The organism is Microbulbifer agarilyticus S89 (assembly GCF_000220505.1).
In the GTDB taxonomy this organism is placed as follows: Bacteria; Pseudomonadota; Gammaproteobacteria; order Pseudomonadales; family Cellvibrionaceae; genus Microbulbifer; species Microbulbifer agarilyticus_B.
On the sequence record NZ_AFPJ01000030.1, the window covers coordinates 70,727 to 90,277 of the forward strand.

15 protein-coding genes and 3 tRNA genes are annotated in these 19,551 nt (G+C 55.6%); 11 read left to right on the forward strand and 7 right to left on the reverse strand.

Annotated elements, in window-relative coordinates; translation table 11 throughout:
* Window positions 1–109: 109 nt before the first annotated feature.
* The 11 genes from AS89_RS0109070 (at window position 110) to AS89_RS0109120 (ending at window position 9,008) form a co-directional block, all read left to right on the forward strand.
* Complete coding sequence (locus tag AS89_RS0109070) at window positions 110–2,086, forward strand: tetratricopeptide repeat protein (protein WP_010132233.1); 1,977 nt, start codon at window positions 110–112, stop codon at window positions 2,084–2,086.
* A complete protein-coding gene (gene lolB, locus AS89_RS0109075; protein ID WP_081475710.1) occupies window positions 2,070–2,723 on the forward strand; it encodes a lipoprotein insertase outer membrane protein LolB in 654 nt (217 codons plus the stop codon). The genes AS89_RS0109070 and lolB overlap by 17 nt, the downstream gene beginning before the upstream one ends.
* Before the next feature lie 84 nt (window positions 2,724–2,807).
* Window positions 2,808–3,719 (forward strand): 4-(cytidine 5'-diphospho)-2-C-methyl-D-erythritol kinase, encoded by a 912-nt coding sequence (gene ispE, locus AS89_RS0109080; protein ID WP_029249909.1) that lies wholly within the window; start codon window positions 2,808–2,810, stop codon window positions 3,717–3,719.
* A 21-nt stretch (window positions 3,720–3,740) separates the two neighbouring features.
* Window positions 3,741–3,815 (forward strand) — tRNA-Gln (locus tag AS89_RS0109085).
* 214 nt (window positions 3,816–4,029) lie between these two features.
* Window positions 4,030–4,962: a ribose-phosphate pyrophosphokinase gene (locus AS89_RS0109090; RefSeq protein ID WP_033230230.1), complete on the forward strand. Its 933-nt coding sequence runs from the start codon at window positions 4,030–4,032 to the stop codon at window positions 4,960–4,962.
* A gap of 236 nt (window positions 4,963–5,198) precedes the next feature.
* Window positions 5,199–5,831 (forward strand): 50S ribosomal protein L25/general stress protein Ctc, encoded by a 633-nt coding sequence (locus AS89_RS0109095; protein ID WP_010132237.1) that lies wholly within the window; start codon window positions 5,199–5,201, stop codon window positions 5,829–5,831.
* A gap of 39 nt (window positions 5,832–5,870) precedes the next feature.
* Window positions 5,871–6,470: an aminoacyl-tRNA hydrolase gene (gene pth, locus AS89_RS0109100; protein ID WP_010132238.1), complete on the forward strand. Its 600-nt coding sequence runs from the start codon at window positions 5,871–5,873 to the stop codon at window positions 6,468–6,470.
* Window positions 6,471–6,547: 77 nt separating this feature from the next.
* A complete protein-coding gene (gene ychF, locus AS89_RS0109105) occupies window positions 6,548–7,639 on the forward strand; it encodes a redox-regulated ATPase YchF (protein ID WP_010132239.1) in 1,092 nt (363 codons plus the stop codon).
* A 137-nt stretch (window positions 7,640–7,776) separates the two neighbouring features.
* Window positions 7,777–8,691 (forward strand): DMT family transporter, encoded by a 915-nt coding sequence (locus AS89_RS0109110; protein WP_010132241.1) that lies wholly within the window; start codon window positions 7,777–7,779, stop codon window positions 8,689–8,691.
* 128 nt (window positions 8,692–8,819) lie between these two features.
* Window positions 8,820–8,896: transfer RNA gene (locus AS89_RS0109115), tRNA-Met, on the forward strand.
* A 37-nt stretch (window positions 8,897–8,933) separates the two neighbouring features.
* A tRNA-Gln gene (locus AS89_RS0109120) sits at window positions 8,934–9,008 on the forward strand.
* 110 nt (window positions 9,009–9,118) lie between these two features.
* On the opposite strand, the gene AS89_RS0109125 is transcribed toward AS89_RS0109120, so the two are convergent.
* The 7 genes from AS89_RS0109125 to gap form a co-directional block, all read right to left on the reverse strand.
* Window positions 9,119–10,156: a sulfite exporter TauE/SafE family protein gene (locus AS89_RS0109125; RefSeq protein ID WP_010132242.1), complete on the reverse strand. Its 1,038-nt coding sequence runs from the start codon at window positions 10,154–10,156 to the stop codon at window positions 9,119–9,121.
* A gap of 76 nt (window positions 10,157–10,232) precedes the next feature.
* Window positions 10,233–10,949, reverse strand: coding sequence for a SapC family protein (locus AS89_RS0109130; RefSeq protein ID WP_010132243.1), 717 nt, complete (start codon window positions 10,947–10,949; stop codon window positions 10,233–10,235).
* Window positions 10,950–11,132: 183 nt separating this feature from the next.
* Entirely contained in the window at window positions 11,133–12,170 is a 1,038-nt protein-coding gene (locus AS89_RS0109135; RefSeq protein ID WP_237709660.1) for a cupin-like domain-containing protein, read from the reverse strand.
* A 39-nt stretch (window positions 12,171–12,209) separates the two neighbouring features.
* Window positions 12,210–13,694, reverse strand: a complete 1,485-nt coding sequence (locus AS89_RS0109140) for a tryptophan halogenase family protein (RefSeq protein WP_029249910.1) — start codon at window positions 13,692–13,694, stop codon at window positions 12,210–12,212.
* 142 nt (window positions 13,695–13,836) lie between these two features.
* Window positions 13,837–16,506 (reverse strand): TonB-dependent receptor, encoded by a 2,670-nt coding sequence (locus tag AS89_RS0109145; protein ID WP_010132246.1) that lies wholly within the window; start codon window positions 16,504–16,506, stop codon window positions 13,837–13,839.
* A 345-nt stretch (window positions 16,507–16,851) separates the two neighbouring features.
* On the reverse strand, window positions 16,852–18,288 hold the full coding sequence (gene pyk, locus AS89_RS0109150; protein ID WP_010132247.1) for a pyruvate kinase: 1,437 nt from the start codon (window positions 18,286–18,288) through the stop codon (window positions 16,852–16,854).
* 162 nt (window positions 18,289–18,450) lie between these two features.
* A complete protein-coding gene (gene gap, locus AS89_RS0109155; protein ID WP_010132249.1) occupies window positions 18,451–19,464 on the reverse strand; it encodes a type I glyceraldehyde-3-phosphate dehydrogenase in 1,014 nt (337 codons plus the stop codon).
* Window positions 19,465–19,551: the final 87 nt, after the last annotated feature.

A 19,551-nucleotide genomic window follows, 5' to 3' on the forward strand; every position in this document is an offset into this window, starting at 1 on the left:
CCGCGTATCTGGCCAAATGCCCGCTGCGCGCCCCGCTTACCACGCGCGGCCCGACTGACCTCGAGAGAAACACGCAATTGATGAGGCGCGAACGTACGGACACGTTTCTATGCAGCTGCTCCTTCCCTTTTTGCTCGCCTGCCGCCAACCCCACAAGGCCCTGAAAACCGCGCTGGCGCACGGCCACCCGGCAAACTTCAGGCCCCACATGCGCGGGGTGCGCAGGACCGCCATGGTCTCCTCGCTTGCCATTCTCTGTGCCTGCGCACAGCAACCAGAGGTCGCCAACGGAGATCAGGGCGATTGGCGTGACCAGTGGGAGGCGGAAGCCGTCAGTGAGGCCGACAACCAGACGCGCGCGCCGGGCAACAAGGACGACCGTGCGCCCGAAACTACAGAGCCCGCAGAGCCCCCGGCAACAGCCGACGCACCCGACCAACCAGACACAGCTCCTGCCACGGCAGAGGCGAAGGCCAAACCCTTCCCCATCGAAACGCTCTACACACTGCTGGTCGCCGAGGTTGCGGGCAATAGAGAGCAATACGATTTGGCCCTGGCCAACTACTACTTTCAGGCCGAGCGCACCAAAGATGCAGGCATTGCTGCCCGCGCCACTCGCATAGCCCGCTATCTCAATGCCCGTCGTGCCGCGCTGCGCTCGGCGCAGTTGTGGGTAAAACTGGCACCGAACAGCGCCGACGCACAGTTGGCAGTCACCGCCGAACTCACCCTCGCCGGCAAATTGGATGAGGCCCTGCACCACGCGGAGCTCGCGCTGGCACTGGGCGGCAATGCCCCCCTGCAATCGGTGGCCGCCACGGCGGTAGACAATGAAGAACTCGCGGCAAAAGTGCTGCCCGAATTTGAGCGCCTCCACCTAAAGCACCCGAGAAACTCGGAAGTCGCTCTGGCCTACGCCATGTTGCTGCGCGCAAACAAGCGCCCCCAGGAGGCACTCAAGATCACCCGCCAGGTACAGGAGCGCGACCCATCCAACCTGGATGCACCCCTGCTGGAGTCCCACGCGCTCATCGACATGGGCCGTGAGAACGAGGCCCGGCGCCTGCTGGAAAACCTGGTAGAGCTGTATCCCAAGGAGAGCCGGCTGCGTCTGCAATACGCCCGGCTACTGATTCGGCAGGACCTGGATATGGCGCAGCAACAGTTTGCCGAGCTGGTGAAACAGCGCCCCAATGACGGCAACCTCATCCTGTCTCTGGCACTTATCCACTACGAAACCAAGCAGTTCGATAAGGCCATACCGCTACTCAACCAACTGCTCAAGCAGGAAGATCACGAATCCATCGCGCACTTTTATCTGGGCGGAATCGCCGAGCAAACAAATAATCCACAGCAGGCAGTTATCCACTACCGTCTGGTACGCCCGGGTAGCGACTATGTGCAGGCCATCACCCGCGGTACAAGTTTGCTCGGCAAGCTCGGAGAAACCGAAGAGGTGCACAAATGGTTCTCCGAACTACGCCAGCGCCACCCCAACCAGCAGGAACAGTTTTATCTAATGCAGACCGACCTGCTGACAAAAAATGGCTACTTGGAAGAAGCGCAGAGCCTGCTGGCTGACGCGATAAAAGTAAACGAGGACAGCAATCGGCTGATCTATGCCTATGCCATGGCCAGCGAGCAAATAGGCGATGTGGAAAACTTTGAACAGGGTTTACGCAAGCTATTGTCCCGCGACCCGGATAATGCGAACCTGCTAAATACGTTGGGTTACAAACTGCTTTCTTACGACGAGCGCGTGGAGGAAGCCATGGAGCTCATCGCCAAGGCCATTGAACTGAGCCCCGATGATCCCGCGATCATCGACAGTATGGGCTGGGCACACTATCGCCTTGGCAATTACAGCGAAGCGGTCACCTACTTACGCAAAGCATTGAGCCTGCTGCAAGACCACGAAATTGCTGCACACCTGGGAGAGGCCCTGTGGGCACTGGGTGAGCGACAACAGGCTATGCAGGTTTGGGAGCAGGGATTGCAGCAAAACCCGGAAAGTAAACTTATCCCGGAAGCCATGCAGCGGCTACAGGATCAACAAAGACTGGAACAGCATGTTACGGAAAGCTGACGTTCTCTCTTTCACCTCTTATCAAGCAACCACGCGCTGTGCCCTGAGAATTTTGGGCGCAGCTTTACTGTTTACTCTGGCCGCGTGTAGCGCGCAGAAACCGCAACCACAACACCCCCCCTCCCACACCGCGCAGCAGCAGTCGGCGGCGGCGCTTCAGCGCTGGGAAGTGAAAGGGAAACTGGGCGTGCGCTCACCGAGGGAAAACGGCAGCGCCAACCTGGTTTGGCAGCAGGCCAACGCCAACTATCGCATTCACCTGAGCGGCCCTCTCGGTGCCGGCTCCACCACCATCACCGGCGCACCGAATGGTGTCAGCCTGCAGAAAGGCAGCGACCCCGCCGTTTTTGCATCCAACCCGGCGCAACTCACCGAGCAGATTATGGGCTGGCCGCTGCCGGTCTCGGAAATGTTTTACTGGGTGCGCGGCCTGGCCGCGCCCGGCGCGGTGAGTGGCCAGCGAAAGAATGCCGAAGGGTTACTGCAAAGCCTGCAGCAGGCTGGCTGGCAGTTGAACTTCAGCGATTACCAGGTAGTAGGCCCGTACAAGTTGCCAAGCCGTATCAAAGCGGCGAGCTCGAACCCCGCCGGCCCGGTGAGCGTTACCGTTGTGGTCAAGGAGTGGATTCCGAAGTAATCGCCGGTACCGGCCTTTGAGGCCCTGCTAAAAAAACCGGCGGCTGGTAAACTGGCCGCCGGTTTCTACATCCCCTCTAGCGCAATGAATACGCCTCCTGTCACTCTGACTCTCACCGCACCCGCAAAGCTGAATTTGATGCTGCGCATCCTGGGGCGCCGCGAAGACGGTTATCACGAACTGCAGACGGTATTCCAATTGCTGGATGTGGGTGACACCCTGAGCTTTACCCCCACTCATGACGGGCAAATTCATCTCCACTGCCCCGGCGTCGACGTTCCGCCGGAGCAAAATCTGATTGTGCGCGCCGCCCGGTTAATTCGAGAGGCAGCCTTGCGAAAGAACAACCGTTCGCAAAACGCTGGGGTGAAGATATCGGTCGACAAGGTACTGCCCGCTGGCGGTGGTATCGGCGGGGGCAGTAGCGATGCCGCCACTACCCTGCTCGCACTGAATCAATTGTGGCAGTGCGAACTCAACCTCGACGCGCTGGCGGAGCTGGGGCGGCAACTGGGCGCAGACGTTCCCGTCTTCGTGCGCGGTACTTCCGCGTTTGCCGAAGGCGTTGGCGAAAAACTCACCGCCGTATCCATCGAGCCGCGCTGGTACCTGATACTCAAACCCGCCTGCCATGTCAGCACCGCAGCGCTTTTTTCCAATCCACGTTTGACAAGAGATTCCGCCGCAATTACATTAGCGGCCCTTCGCGACAGGCAGCTGAACAGCGACTGGCTAAACCAATATGCCGGTAACGATTTTCAGCCGCTCGTTGAAGACCTCTACCCAGAGGTGCGTGAAGCTAGAGAGTGGCTTGCGCAATATGCAGACGCATTTTTGACCGGAACCGGCGCTTGTGTTTTTGCCGGATTTGAGTCGGAAACCGCTGCCCGGGAAGTGCTAGCAGCACGGCCGGATGGGTGGGAAGGTTTTGTTGCCAAAGGTGCTGATGAATCACTCACACACCGGCAACTCGCGAATTTTGCAGCAACTGTCTAAATTGACTAACTGCAACATTGCTGGGGTGTAGCCAAGCGGTAAGGCAGCGGGTTTTGATCCCGTCATGCGAAGGTTCGAATCCTTCCACCCCAGCCATTTCCTTATTTATAGGTATCCCTACCACCTTGGGGTACAGACGGAGCCTCCGGCGCAGCCGGAAAAATTGGCAGCCACGCCACAACACTTGCACAACGGTCGCCCAATGAATCGGCAATACAACACCCTGCAAGCAGTTCCCGCTCCGCATTCCACCTAATTTTTACTACTATCTTCTATCCCGACGAAAAAGGTACTCGCAGTGGCTGACTTAATGGTCTTCACCGGCAACGCAAACCCGGAACTGGCACAAAAGATTGTTGAGCATATGGCGATACCACTGGGGGAAGCCGTGGTTAAGCGCTTCTCCGATGGTGAGATTGCCGTGGAGATCACCGATAACGTGCGCGGTCGCGACGTATTCGTTGTTCAGTCCACCTGCCAGCCGACCAACCGCAACATCATGGAACTGATCCTGCTGGTTGACGCACTGCGCCGCGCCTCCGCCGGCCGGATTACCGCGGTAGTCCCCTACTTCGGTTACGCCCGTCAGGATCGTCGCGTTCGCTCCCAGCGTGTACCGATTTCCGCCAAGGTTGTTGCCGACATGATGGTGAGCGTGGGCATCGACCGCGTTCTGACCGTTGACCTGCACGCAGAGCAGATTCAGGGCTTCTTCGACGTACCGGTGGATAACGTGTACGGCTCCTCCGTGCTGCTCGACGATATCGAGCGCCAGAAGTATGAAGACCTGGTGGTTGTTTCCCCGGATATCGGTGGCGTAGTACGCGCGCGTGCGGTAGCCAAGAGCCTCGACTGCGAGCTGGCGATCATCGACAAACGTCGCCCGGCAGCCAATGTGGCGGAAGTGATGAACATCATCGGTGAAGTCAGCGGCCGTACCTGCCTGCTGGTGGACGACATGGTCGATACCGCTGGCACCCTGTGTAACGCGGCCAAGGCCCTGAAAGATCATGGCGCCAAGAAGGTTGTTGCCTACTGTACCCACCCGGTACTTTCCGGCAAGGCCATCGACAACCTGAACAACTCGGTAATGGATGAACTGGTAGTCACCGACTCCATCCCGCTGGGTGACAAAATGGAACAGGCCCCCAAGATCCGCCAGCTCACCCTGTCTGCCATGCTGGCCGAATCCATGCGCCGCATCAGCAACGAAGAATCGCTGTCGGCGATGTTTAGATCTTAAGGCCTCCACTCTTAAGGGCTTCCCGCTCAAGCACCTATTAAGAGTCGCCCCGACCCCCCGCGATCTTCTCTCCATAAGCGCTGGCATTCACCGGCGCTTACACTTAGAATACGCGCCCGCCCGGCACTGCCGGGCGTTTACTATTGGGCGTGTCAATAGATTTCGCCTGACTTATAGCAACGCCAGAAGGTTCCGGTCGCAGGTCCCTTCTGGACAGACAACCTGAGGTTTACCCCATGTCTGATTTCAAACTGAATGCCAGCCTCCGCTCCGACGAAGGGAAAGGTGCGAGCCGCCGCCTGCGTCGCCTGGAAGCAAAAGTGCCGGCCATCATCTACGGTGGCAAAGCTGAGCCGCAGTCCGTTTCTCTGCTGCAGAAAGACCTGTTCAAGGCTCTGGAAAGCGAATCCTTCTACTCTTCCGTAATCACCCTGAGTGTTGAAGGCAAAGACGAAACCGTGATCCTGCGTGACCTGCAACGTCACCCGGCCAAAGCGATCCTGCTGCACGCTGACTTCCAGCGCGTATCTGCCAACACCAAAGTACACGTAAAAGTACCGCTGCACTTCCTGAACGAAGAAAGCAGCAAAGGCGTTAAGGCCGGCGGTATCGTATCCCACACCCTGAACGAGCTGGACATTACTGCACCGGCTTCCAAGCTGCCTGAGTTCATCGAAGTTGACCTGGCGGACCTGGAACTGGACGGCACTATCCACATTTCCGACATCAAACTGCCGGCGGGCGTTGAGTCTGTGGATCTGGCCCACGGTGAATCCCACGACCTGGTTGTTGCCTCTGTACACAAGCCGCGTGGCGCTGTTGAAGCCGACGCTGAAGCTGCAGAAGGCGAAGAGTCCGGCGAAGAATAAGCCGACTCTCCAAGTCGACTTCTTCTCAGGATAAGCACCTTGAGCAAGGCTCCGGACACGCCCATCCAGTTGATTGTTGGCCTGGGTAACCCAGGCCCGGAATACGACCGGACGCGACACAACGCCGGAGCCGACTTTGTCTCCGAGCTGGCCCGTATTCACGGTACCCAGCTCGCGCCAGACAGCAAGTATCACGGCCACTCCGGCCGTGTGCGGATCGGCGGGCAGGATATCCGCCTGCTGATTCCCACCACCTATATGAATCGCAGTGGCCAAGCAGTGGGCCCACTGGCGAACTTCTTCAAGATTCCCGCCGAAGCTATTCTGGTCGCTCATGACGAGCTGGACCTGCCCTGCGGTACCGCGCGCCTGAAAAAAGGTGGCGGCCACGGAGGCCACAATGGCTTGCGCGATATCATCGCGGCACTGGGAAACAACCGTGAATTCATGCGCCTGCGCCTCGGCATTGACCACCCGGGTAACGCCCGCGATGTGGCCAAGTACGTGTTGCAGCGCGCGCCCCGCACCGAGCAGGACCAGCTGGCGGAAGCCATCGATCGCGCGGTGGACGTACTGCCCACCGCCGCCACTGGCGACTGGAACGGGGCCATGAAAACACTGCACACCAACTCCAAGTAGCAGCCCCGTGCTGCGAAACGTATTCAACGAAAGGCGGCACGCGCAGACGTACCAGCCATACCAACAGGATTCAGACCATGGGTTTTACTTGCGGCATCGTCGGCCTGCCCAATGTGGGCAAATCCACCCTGTTCAATGCCCTGACCAAAGCGGGCATCGACGCAGAGAACTTCCCCTTCTGCACCATCGAACCCAACGCGGGTATCGTGCCGGTACCGGACACGCGCCTGGACAAGCTGGCGGAAATCGTTAAGCCGCAGAAGCTGATTCCCACCACCATGGAATTCACCGATATCGCAGGCCTCGTGGCTGGCGCCTCCAAGGGTGAAGGCCTGGGTAACAAGTTCCTCGCCAACATTCGTGAGACCGACGCCATCGCCCACGTGGTGCGCTGCTTCGACAACGACAATGTTATCCACGTAGCCAATCAGGTAAATCCGGTGGCTGACATCGAGGTGATCAACACCGAACTGGCGCTGGCCGACCTGGATACCGTGGAAAAAGCGCTGCAGCGCTACACCCGCGCCGCCAAAGGTCAGGACAAGCACGCAATCAAAATGAAAGCGCTGCTGGAAAAGATCCAGCCGCACCTGGATGAAGCCAAGCCGCTGCGTTCCTTCGGCCTCAGCGAAGACGAACTGGCAGACCTGCGCGAGCTGAGCCTGCTGACCGTTAAGCCCACCATGTACATCGCCAACGTGGATGAAGACGGGTTTGAAGGTAACGCACATCTGGATGCTGTTGCGAAAATCGCCGAGGAAGAAAACGCAGTTCTGGTACCCATCTGCAACAAGCTGGAATCCGAGATCGCCGAACTCGACGACGATGAAAAGCTGGAATTCCTGGAAGAACTGGGCATGGAAGAGCCCGGCCTGAACCGCGTAATCCGCGCCGGTTACGAACTGCTGGGCCTACACACCTACTTCACCGCTGGAGTAAAAGAAGTGCGCGCCTGGACTATTCCACTCGGTGCAACCGCACCGCAAGCCGCCGGCAAGATCCATACCGACTTCGAAAAGGGCTTTATCCGCGCGGAAGTCGTCAGCTACACCGATTTCGTGGATAACAACGGTGAAGCCGGTGCCAAGGAAGCGGGCAAGTGGCGTCTTGAGGGCAAGGAATATATCGTTGCCGACGGCGACGTCGTTCACTTCCGCTTCAACGTTTAATTCCCGTCTCTCCGGCTAATCCCACTAGCCGATTTCCGGCGGGCGCTGAGCGACCAAGCGCGAGCGCCTGTCGGGATTACCCGCCACCCGCAGCCCCGACGGCAATAGCCGCAGCATAACCAACACCGAAGGTTGCCATGCACCAATCCAACTGGAGAGTTGGCCTTCCACTCGCCCTCACCACCGCCTTCCTCTGGGGCCTATTACCCATCGCCATGAAGGGGCTGATCGAGGACATGGATTCCACCACGGTCACCTGGTACCGGTTTTTCGGCGCCGCGCTGTTTGCCGGGGTCTGGTATGGATGGCGCCAGGAGCTAGAACTAAAAACCCTGTTTAGCGGCAAGCTGCTGCCTTATACAGTGCTGGCGGTGGGCGGCCTGCTGGCCAACTATATCGCCTATGCCACCGGCCTCAATTACATTACGCCGGGCGCACTCCAGGTGCTGATTCAGCTGGCGCCACTACTCCTGGTGATATTCAGCGTATTCTGGCTCGGCGAGCGCTTCTCGCCGCGCCAGTGGCTGGGGGTCGTGCTGGTCTGCAGTGGCCTGCTCATGTTCTTCAACCAGCGCCTGGGTGAGCTCTGGGCCGGCGAGGATCGTGAATACCTGATTGGCGTGGGACTGGTGGTGATCGCGGCAATTACCTGGGCGGTGTATGGGCTGTTCCAGAAAAAGATCGTCGCGCAGTCACGTCCGCAGAACCTCCTGATGCTGATCTACGTAGCTGGGACCCTGTGCTTCCTGCCGGTCTCCCACCCGGGTGCAGCCCTGCAGCTGGACTGGCTAGGCTGGGGGCTGCTGCTGTTCCTCACCGCCAACACCCTCATCGCCTATGGCGCCTTCGCCAAGGCCATGGAGGTGTGGGAGGCCTCCAGAGTCAGCGCAACCCTGGCCCTGGTACCGCTGATGACGCTCGGGCTGAGCGCGGTTATTGGCGCAATATGGCCGGGATACATCGACATGGAGCCAATGAACTGGATCAGCTGGGTTGGCGCGATAACCGTCGTGCTGGGCTCGCTACTGGCCGCCATTGGCCGTGGCCGCTGATCCACCCCAGAGAATCTGCGGCAAAAGCGCATTGCGCGCTAAGCTACTGATTAATTTACTAAAAAGGTGTTGACAGCCCCCCTAGGTCGCCCGATAATGCGCGCCCTCGGTTAGCCGAGATTGTTTGTGGCAAGGTAGCTCAGCTGGTTAGAGCGCAGCACTCATAATGCTGAGGTCGGGAGTTCAAGTCTCCCCCTTGCTACCATTTTCTTCTCGTGGTTCCAGCATCACGAAAGCACCACTGGGGTGTAGCCAAGCGGTAAGGCAGCGGGTTTTGATCCCGTCATGCGAAGGTTCGAACCCTTCCACCCCAGCCATATTTGTAAAAAAGGCGATTCCCTCGGGAATCGCCTTTTTTATTTGCCGCCCACCTAGCCGACCCTCAGCCCTGCCCGCTGCTCATCCGGACCCGCCAGGTTCACCTCTATCAACTTGCAGCCACAACACCCTCAGCCTCGGAAGAAGCGGCAACATCGCGCTTGCGCAACTGCTCCCTGCGCAGCCCGAGGGACCTGAGCGCCTCGAAGCCGGCCAGGCACGCAACCATGCCGAGGAGCGCCAACGCCACCCCAGATGTGCCCAAAGAGCCCCATTCGGACACGCAGGTCCAAACAAACTGCACCACACACAGCAGCGCCACTACCAGCAGCGTGGGCGTGCGACCTATCAAGCCCACCACAAACACTCCCAGCGGCGCGCCAAGGGCCACCACAGGGGCTGCAGCGAGCCAATTGCCCAGCACCCCCGGCTGCCAGTCGCCGGCAACGCTCTTTACCGCCACACCGACCACAGAAGAAAACGCCATGATGACCACAGAAGTGGGAATGGCCACCTTCAGGTCCACGCGAGACAGCAACACCAGCGCCGCATACACCACCATATCAATACCAACACCGGTTACCGACACCGCGACAAATCCGGATGTGGCACCAAGTAGCACGCCGATGCGGAAGTCCTTGGGACAGCGGGGATCGCCATGATGGTCATGGGCGGTAATCTCGCGCAGGCGGTAGAGATGCAGAAGACCAAAGCTTCCCCAGATCACCGCAAAGGTCAGCTTTACCCACAGATCCGGCACCAGTGGCGCAAAAAACAATATGCCGAGCGGCGTGGCGATCAGACTGCCAAGCAAGGCACCACGCAACATCGCCCAGGCAAGTGCCTGCCGACGACAAAATATATAGATACTGGCGCTGACCATGCCGATGGACTGCACCGCAAAACTGAAATCTCGCCCGAGACTCGCGGGCATATCAAACAGCAGCACCAGCACCGGAAATCCCACCGTACCGCCCCCCATGGGGGTAGAACCGGCAGCATAGCTACCAACGGCCATCGAGAGAGCCATGGGCCAGTGCTCGGTGACGAGAGGCCAGAAATTTTGAGACAGCACCACAAGCCCCCACAGGGCATAAAACAACCCAAGAAATACGAGCCAGGGGAAATAGCGCTTGAAGAACATCATAAAGAAAGGAATGTGTAGAGCCCCAAAACCGGGGCTCTAGCAGGCCGGGCGGCAACACCGCCCAGCGCAAACCAGCTTAGGCGCCAGCCTGCATCTTCGCCAGACGGGAGAACTGGTGCATAGAGCCCAGCTGCGCGTACAGCGGCGGCAGGAAGCCACGCTTGCGGAAGTCTGCAAAGTCTTCTTCGCTCAGCTCGTTCAGTTTCTTCTCGTCGATCATGTAAATACCGGTCAGGTTGATCTTCTCACCACCCGCGTTAACCGCAACGTTCTGAGTGGTCAGCAGGTCCTTCTCGGCCAGAATGGCAACGAACGCCTTAGTCATCTGATCGCTTTCCAGGTAGCCCACCAGGGACTCTTTCTTGGCTTTCAGGTACTCGGATTCTTCACCAGACTCCTCGAACAGGGCATTACCCTCTTCTTCACCAACTACCGGGCTGTTCTCAACCAGGCCAACCATCAGCTTCTCTTTGTCTTCGCCGGCAGGCGCCAAAACGAAAGGATGGTTGCGCACAGCGCCCGGAACGAAAACGCCTTTCCAGTTTTCGCCGTCAACAAACAGGTTTTCGCCTACTTTCAGGCTCAGCAGTGCAACAGACTGGAATTGTTCGGTATCGGAATTCTTCACGAATACGATCGGGTATTCGGCACCCAGGCGGGAAAATTCATGGGCAGTTACCGGCACCATGTGAGCTTCTTTCACGTGCTCAAAGGTCCCCAACTCACGGACTTTCAGCTTACCGTGAACGTCACTGCGCAGTGGTACGATTTTTGGGGCTTCTACAGTGGCCATACAACACCTTATTCAAATTGAAGTTATTCTAAAAAAACCCGCTTAGTATATTTTTTATACTTGAAAAGGGAAGCGAAAAGTTACCTCAGGAAGCCTAAAGATTCCAGCATTTATATGCCTATGAAGCCATTTTTCCGATAATAACCAGCCCGGCGTTAGTGAGAATCTAAAACCGACCGTTACTCAACTGGACTCCGAGAGCTGCTTGATAAGCCAAGCCTTAACAGTTTTGACTTGCTCCTCGTCAATATCACCGAGAAGCCCCTTGCTTGCATTGGGGATATGCTCGCCTACATCGCCATTCTGCTCAAACACGTAGTGGTCAAACAACGCCTTCCAGGCTTCTTTCACAGGCCCAGATCGACTTTTTAGGGCAATCATGCCAAACAGCATCGCATCCAGGGCGCTGGGGCCAACTTCACCGCCGATCGCACCCCCCTGCCAATAATTGACCAGCACATTTACAGCCTCAAGTGACTCTACGTGATGCCACCAAAGAGCAGGGATATAAATAACGTCGCCCGGCCCCAGCTCTGCTACCCAGGCATGCCTCAGCGCCTGCTCAAACTTAGGAAACCTATCGAAATCAGGGTTTGCCAACGACACCATACTCACCGGGGCACCTGCGGGTGTATTATCAATCGGACCAATATACAAGTTCCCCACTTGCTCAGGTGGAAACAGCACAAAGCGGCGTCTTCCGGCGACACAACACGCCAAATTCTCAGCGTCATCGTAATGGGTCGCAACGATCGACTTACCACCGATCCAGATCCTAGGGCGAACAGTATCCCCCATCAATTCAAGCGTGTTCTCTTCGTGAACGCCTGAAAAATACTCGTCGACGTAAGCGCTTTGCAGAGATAGGACCGGGGCATCCTCCTGCCTTTTGGTTCTCAATAACTTATCTGAAAAATCAAAAAATGTGGTCTGGATGCGTCTGAAATTAAACCCAGACATCGCATCATCGTAGAAAAAATAGCCCTTGGACTCCTTCGACCCCTCCACGATTTTCACTGGGCCTGGTATCACTCTCTTGTTGAGATATTTAATCAATAGTTCATCCGACTGCTTTGCCAGCTTAACCAATTCCCAGTCAGCGACTCCTCCACGAAAGATAACCGGGGTATGCCCGGCAACGACCTCATCCTGAAACCTTCGCCTATCGACCATCTTTACGGATGGAATTTTCTTCATGTTCTCAAACAAATCGGTATCCAATTCAAACCTCCAGGCCAAGGGAGACATGTACGATAAAACTCAAAGTAAAAAGCGCTCGTGTGGCGGCATCGATTCTACAGAGCTAAAAATCAAAGACTTCATTCCCTGCATGAATGCCCGCAATTGTTTACTCGTCATGTTACCCGCTGCAGGGTGATAATCTCCCGGATACACCCCTTGACCAATCAGCACCTGCAACCAGGCAGTTTCAGAAAACAAACTGCCAGGCTCGCTCACCATTTTCCCCGACACCCGGAACAACTCGACCTTTTTATGTAGTGACTCTGGCACATCCATGGCCGCACAGTCACGCCAAAATTTGCTATCAACGCGCTCGTTAAGCTTGTAATGCAAAATAATAAAGTCGCGCACAGCTTCAAGTTCGAGACGGCTCAACCGATTAAATTCTGCTACTTCTTCCTCGCATATCTTTTGATGCGGAAAGAAATTAATCAGCCGGGTCACACCCGTTTGAATCAGATGGATTGAAGTAGACTCCAACGGTTCGAGAAAACCACTTGAAAGGCCAATACTCACTACATTGCCGTGCCACTGTTTTTCTCGACACCCTGTTTCAAACGAGATAATTCGCGGCTCAGCCAATTGCTCACCAGGAAGGTTTTCAGTTAATGATGAGAGGGCCTGAGCATCATCCCAATAAGCACTGGAAAACACCAAGCCATTACCAGTTCGATGCTGCAGCGGAATCTGCCATTGCCACCCCACGTCATGTGCAATTGAGCGGGTATACGGAGGGATTGGAGCGATACCTTTACTAGGGACGGCTATCGCGCGATCACATGGAAGCCATTTACTCCAACTTGAATACTTAACTCCCAATGCCTTTTCTATCAATACTCCTGCAAAGCCCGAACAGTCAACAAAGAGATCGCCTTGGATCTCGCGCCCATCTTCTAGCCGTAAACTATCTAGGAAATCACTACGCTCGGCTTTACGCACCACTCCGACTTTACCCTCAACCCGCTGCACACCGTTGGCTTCAGCACGACGTCGTAGCAACTTTGCATACAGTCCTGCATCGAAGTGATATGCATAGGAAACACCAGGAAGATTAGTGGCTGCGACTCTTTTCAGTGGTGAAAACTTGCCGGCAATCGCGGCTTGATAGTTCAAAGAATAATCCCAATAGTCACTGGTATCACCCTCGACTCGCGCGCGAGACCAGTAATGATGAAAATCGCAAAATGGGAAATTTTTACCGACAGGACCAAAGGCATGCATATAGCCCTCACCCTGAACTCGCCAGCCCTCAAACATTATCCCGAGCTTTGCAGTGCCTTGAGTTTCCCGCAAGAAATCCTGCTCATTGATACCAAGCACTTGGTTCAACTGCTGTATCGGGGGGATCGTCGCTTCACCCACGCCAACAGTGCCGATCTGATCCGACTCGACCAAAGTGATAGAGATGTTTTCAGGAAGCGCCCGCTTCAATAACGCGGCAGTCATCCATCCCGCAGTTCCCCCACCCAGAATCACAACTTTGTTCACGCTGCCTGCTTTCAACGTTGCCTCCTATCGCGAAACACGCCAGACACCCCGAGTCATCCATAGTTCAAGATAACCCTCAGACAATCCTGCGTCCATACACCTTTCCAAAGGCAAAAAAAAACCGGGTCAAAGACCCGGTTTTCTCAGCCACTATGCCTTAGAAGCTCATACGAGCGCCCAAAACAAAACGGCGACCGTTTTCGTAAGCAGACATAATACGTCCACTATCGGTATTGAACTCAACCAACTCTTCGTCAGTCAGGTTCACCGCTTCGAAAACAAGATCAATGTTGTCGGTAACAGCAGCAGAGATGCTGGCGTCCCACTGACCGTAAGAATCGTTCCAAAGCTCATCACCGTTGAAGTGGAGACCTTTGTACCACTCGGTACGGTAGTTATACATCAGGCGAGCACCCACCCAGTCGTTTTCATAGTAACCGGTCAGGTTGTACATGTGCTCGGATGCACCTTCAACAAGACCAGAGCCTACTTTGTCCGCCTCACGCTTCTGGTCAGACTTGGCATCGGTGTAGGTATAGTTCGCCTGAACACCAAAGCCATCGAAGTCGTGCTGCCAGCTCACTTCCAAACCAGTGGTAGTACCACCTTCACCAGCAATTTGCTGAGTAAAGGTTACATCAACCATCTCATCGGTCTGCTCGTTGTAACGTGCATCAACGGTTTCTTCACCGTAAATGTAGCTGTCAATATCCTTGTAGAAGAAGGTAGCGGCCAGCAAGGAAGCGTCCTGGTAGTACCACTCATAAGATGCGTCAAACTGGTTTGCCAGCATCGGCGGCAACATCGGGTTGCCCTTCTGACCAGTCGGGTTAGCCTGGTTCAAGGAGCCGTAGGTCTCGAAAGGAGACAGTGTGCTCTGGTTACGACGCGCCATTACACGGGCAGCACCCAGTTTCAGCTGAGTCTCATCGTCCAATTCGTAGATGAAGTTAGCGCTAGGAAGTACCTCGCTGTAGTTGTTATCCACAACTACCCAGTCCAGCTCAGCTGGTGCCAGCCAGTCGCGATCAACAGTGTAGAAGCCCCAGGAAGGAGAGGCACCGTCCAGCCACTGGTAACCGCCAGAAGCCTGCTTGGTATCAACGTAGCGCAGACCGACGTTACCGCGGAAGCTTTCACCTTCGAAATCACCCTGAACATAGAATGCAGTAATTTCTTCGCCAACCGCCCAGTTCTGAGCCAGCTCCAGAGAGCGAGCGTAATCAGCAGGCACACCGTTCAGACCAACAAATGCCATTTCTTCCATTGCAGCACGGTTCTGCTCAATTTGACTCAGCAGGCTGCCGGAAGCAGGAGCATCAACGTTAACAGTGCCATTCGCATTCAGACCACAATCTGCCAGAGTCGGGCATGTATCGAAGATGTACTGCAGGTATACAGGCCAGCCCGGTGCAAGACTCGCATCGTCCAGAGTATTAGGACCATGCCAGCTATACACGGTACGCTCTTGCGCACGCTCTGCGTCGCGGAACTTCAGACCAGTTTTGATGTTGGTAAATACGGACAGCTCGACCGGAATATCGAGATCCAGCTGTGCGTAGGACTCTTCGTCGGTAGTCGGACGCTCACCACCCCAAATCCAACCAGCACCAAAGGCGGCCGCATCGGTGGTTTCTGGAGAAGTATTTACTTCACGGCTGTTCAGGTCGTAAGTGTAGTTAGCGGTACCGGTCACGTATTCCCAAGAGGTCTCACGGTAAGTACCACCAGACGCTTCTGTCTTACCGATAACACCAGTAAGGGAGAATGCGTCAGTTTCGTAGTCCACGGACAAGTCGTAGGATTCAGTCTTGGTGCTGGATACGCGGTTAATGAAATCCAGGAAAATTGCACCAGTGTTGTCAGTTACCGCGGAAGAAGTAACGTTGCCACCGGCAATTCCACTGTTGGCGATGATCGCGTCGCGCGTGTTGTTCGGCAGCAACAGGAAGTTCTGGTTCTGGTTATCCGCGTCCATTTCAGAGGACAGCGCATTAAAGGTGAAGGTCAGCTCTTCAGTCGGAGCGGCTTGCGCGGACAGGAAGAAGGTTTCACGCTCACGCGCCTGTTCGAACTTAGCGATACCAATATGGCTAGGTACGCTGTAGTCATCTGCGTCAGACTCGTTCCAGCCGAGTACCTCTAGGCCTTCACGCTGCATGGTGCGGTCTTGCTTCACAGCAGATACCAAAACACCAAAGGTTTCAGAATCATTCTTCCAAGAGTACTGTGCAGCCAGCTGCGGATCATTTTCGCCGGACTTGTCGGAGTACTGACTCTCGACCGCAAGATTGATGGTGTTTGCCTCAAGATCCAGCGGACGGCGAGTCTTAACAATAACGGTACCACCGATAGAACCTTCATCGATGGAAGCTACCGGAGATTTATATACTTCCACTCCGCCAATCAGGGTAGAAGGCAACAGCGTGTAGTTAAAGCTACGAGCGGGATCATCTAGAATGAACCAGTCTGCGGTAGCAACTGTTTGACCGTTGAGCAGGGTGCGGTTCAGGTCGGGGCCCGCACCACGAATGCTGATTTTTTCGCCTTCACCAAACTCGCGACTTACCGCCAGACCTGGTACACGAGACAGAGATTCTGCGACGTTTTTGTCGGGGAACTTACCGACATCTTCCGCAGAGATAGCATCAACGATGGCATTAGCATCGCGTTTGGTGCTCAGAGCATCCTGCAAAGATGCACGAATACCCGTAACAGTTACTTCTTCGAGAGCTTCAGTTTGCTGAGCTACTGCCAGAGGAGCCATCAGGCCTCCGCTGAGTACAGCCGCACTGATAGAGATAGCGAGTTTATTGCGCTTAAGCATCGATTTCCCCTTCCTTTTTTATTTATATAAAGGTTTGGTTAGAAATTTTTTATTCACCTTGTACCGCCAAATGATAGCGCTGTCATTTGATAGCTGTGATAGCGCTGTCATTCTCACGATCGACAATACACACTCTGTGAAGAAAAAGCTACTGCCCTGAAGGGAAAAAATCTGGGTAATTGCTGTATTTCTGTACTCCCAATCTGCCACTTGGTACAGATCAAAGAGCCATTTACTCAAGCTCCGGCCCAGAACAGTACAAAATTCATACAACTGCAGGCAAAAACCTACATACAAAAAACCCCGGCAAGGCCGGGGTTTCCAAACATCAGCGTGATCTCAACTCTACTCGATTTCCTTAATGCGCATAGAGCTGGTTCCGCCGCCCATGTTCAGGCGCTCGCCCTGGGTAATCAGGATACGCTGGCCTTTTTCCAGATCGATCCGCGAGCTCAGCACCTCAACGATCGCGTCGGTCAGATGGCCGAGCGGCACCGAAGCTGGGTCAAACTCGATCGGCTCGACACCACGTAGCAGTACCAGCTGACGGGCAACACGCGAGTGACGGGTCATGGCAAAGATTGGCAGCTGGCTGGTGGCACGCGACATAATCCGCGGTGTACGACCGGACTCGGTCAGCGCCGCAACTGCACACAGGTTCTCAACCCGCGCCGCAGACTCAATTGCCGCCTGCGCAATCACGGTATCGATAGTCTCGGAGGAAGAGCGATCTGCAGCTGGCCTGGAGGTAGTACCCAGATACTGCTCCGCGCCCACAACCACTTCCGCCATGGATTCGACGGCCGCTACCGGGAAGTCGCCTGCTGCGGTTTCCGCAGACAGCATTACCGCGTCGGTGCCGTCCAGAACCGCATTGGCCACATCCATTACCTCGGCGCGGGTCGGGGTCGGATTGGTAATCATGGACTCCATCATTTGAGTCGCGGTAATGACGCCGCGATTCAGTTCGTTGGCGCGGTTGATCAGTTTCTTCTGCACACCAACCAGGGCCGCATCACCAATCTCCACACCCAGGTCACCACGGGCCACCATGATCACATCCGATGCCAGGATGATACCGTCCATCTGCTCGTCATTGTTGACCGCTTCGGCACGTTCCACCTTGGCGACGATCGCGGCATTGCTACCCGCTTCACGCATCGCCTTGCGGGCAATCTCCAGGTCTTCGCCACTCCGCGGGAAGCTCACAGCGAGGAAATCCACATCCAACTCAGCGGCGAGCTTGATATCACCGTAGTCTTTTTCGGTAAGGGCTGGTGCGGACAGACCACCACCAAGCAGGTTGATGCCCTTGTTATTGGACAATTTACCGCCCTGCAGCACTCGACAGAAAAGCTTGCTATTGGTGCCACCGGTCACTTCCAGGCGGATCTTGCCGTCATCCAGCAACAGGATATTACCGGGCTTACAGTCTGCGATCAGTGAGGGGTAGTCCACGCCAACGCGCTGCTGGTTGCCACCCTCTTTCGGGCAGTCGGCGTCCAGCGTAAATTCCGCGTTGTTTTCAAGAAAGATGCTGCCTTCCGCAAAACGCGCAATTCGAATCTTGGGGCCCTGCAAGTCGCCCAGTACGGCAACCAGTTTGTTTTGCTCTGCAGCGGCGCGACGCACCTCTTCCACACGCTTGCGATGGTCATCGGCACTACCGTGGGAAAAGTTCAGGCGCACGACGTTGACTCCAGCGCGGATAATCTCGTCAATTACGCGCGGCTTGTCAGTGCCCGGGCCGAGTGTGGCAACAATTTTTGTATGGCGAATCATAGTGGTGATTTTTGTGTTTGAGTGTGAAGTGAGACCAATTCATTGAAGTCGCAGTCGCCGTTGACTGCGCACCCTGCTAAATAACCGCTAGCAGGGTCAAAATAAGCCCGGGCGAGTCTTGCACGCACCCGGGCTGGATAACGAAACGTTATCAGGCTGTTATTACAGACCTTGCGCTTTGGCCATGGCCAGGCTGGTGTCGAGCATACGGTGAGAGAAACCCCACTCGTTGTCATACCAGGACATCACCTTCACCAGATTTCCGTTCACACGGGTATGGTTGGCGTCGAAGTGGCTGGAAGCTGCAGTGTGGTTAAAATCCACTGAAACCAGCGGCTTATCGCAGTAAGACAGCACACCACCTTTCATGGTGCCGGCAGCATCCTGCAGAATCGCGTTGATTTCGTCTGCGGTCGTTTCGCGGCTAGCAATAAACTGGCAGTCGACCAGGGACACATTGTTCACCGGTACACGCACTGCCATACCATCCAGTTTGCCCTGTAGTTCCGGCAGCACCAGACCTACCGCGGCGGCCGCGCCAGTCTTGGTCGGAATCATGTTGTCTGCAGCGGCGCGTGCACGATAGATATCTTTGTGCACCGCGTCCTGGGTATTCTGGTCGTTGGTGTAGGCATGTACGGTGGTCATAAAGCCACGCTCAATACCAATCGCTTCGTTCAGTACCTTGGCAACAGGTGCCAGGCAATTGGTGGTACAGGAAGCGTTGGACACAACTTTGTGCTCCGCGGTCAACTTGTCGTCGTTTACGCCGTACACCACGGTCAGGTCCGCGTCCTTGGAAGGAGCCGAGATCAACACCGCTTTTGCGCCCGCTTCCATGTGCTTGGAGGCGGCGGCTTTGTCGGTGAACAGGCCGGTACACTCGAGTACCAGATCCACTTCCAGCTCTGCCCATGGTAAGGCAGCAGGATCACGCTCCTGGCAAACTTTTACCGTATCACCACCAATAACCAGGTTCTCACCATCAACGACAACTTCGGTATTAAAGCGGCCATGCACGGTATCGAAACGCGTCAGGTGGGCGTTGGCTTCCACCGGTGCCAGGTCGTTAATCGCGACCAGTTGAACACGGTCGTTATAGCCAGACTCGTAAATTGCACGAGTGACATTACGGCCAATACGTCCGTATCCGTTAATAGCAATTCTGAGTTTCATATCGCTACACCCTTTGTCTTGTAAAGTTTATGAATTTTCTATCGCGACGCTGAGTGCAAATCCCCCCCAGCGCTTTACCTCAATGCA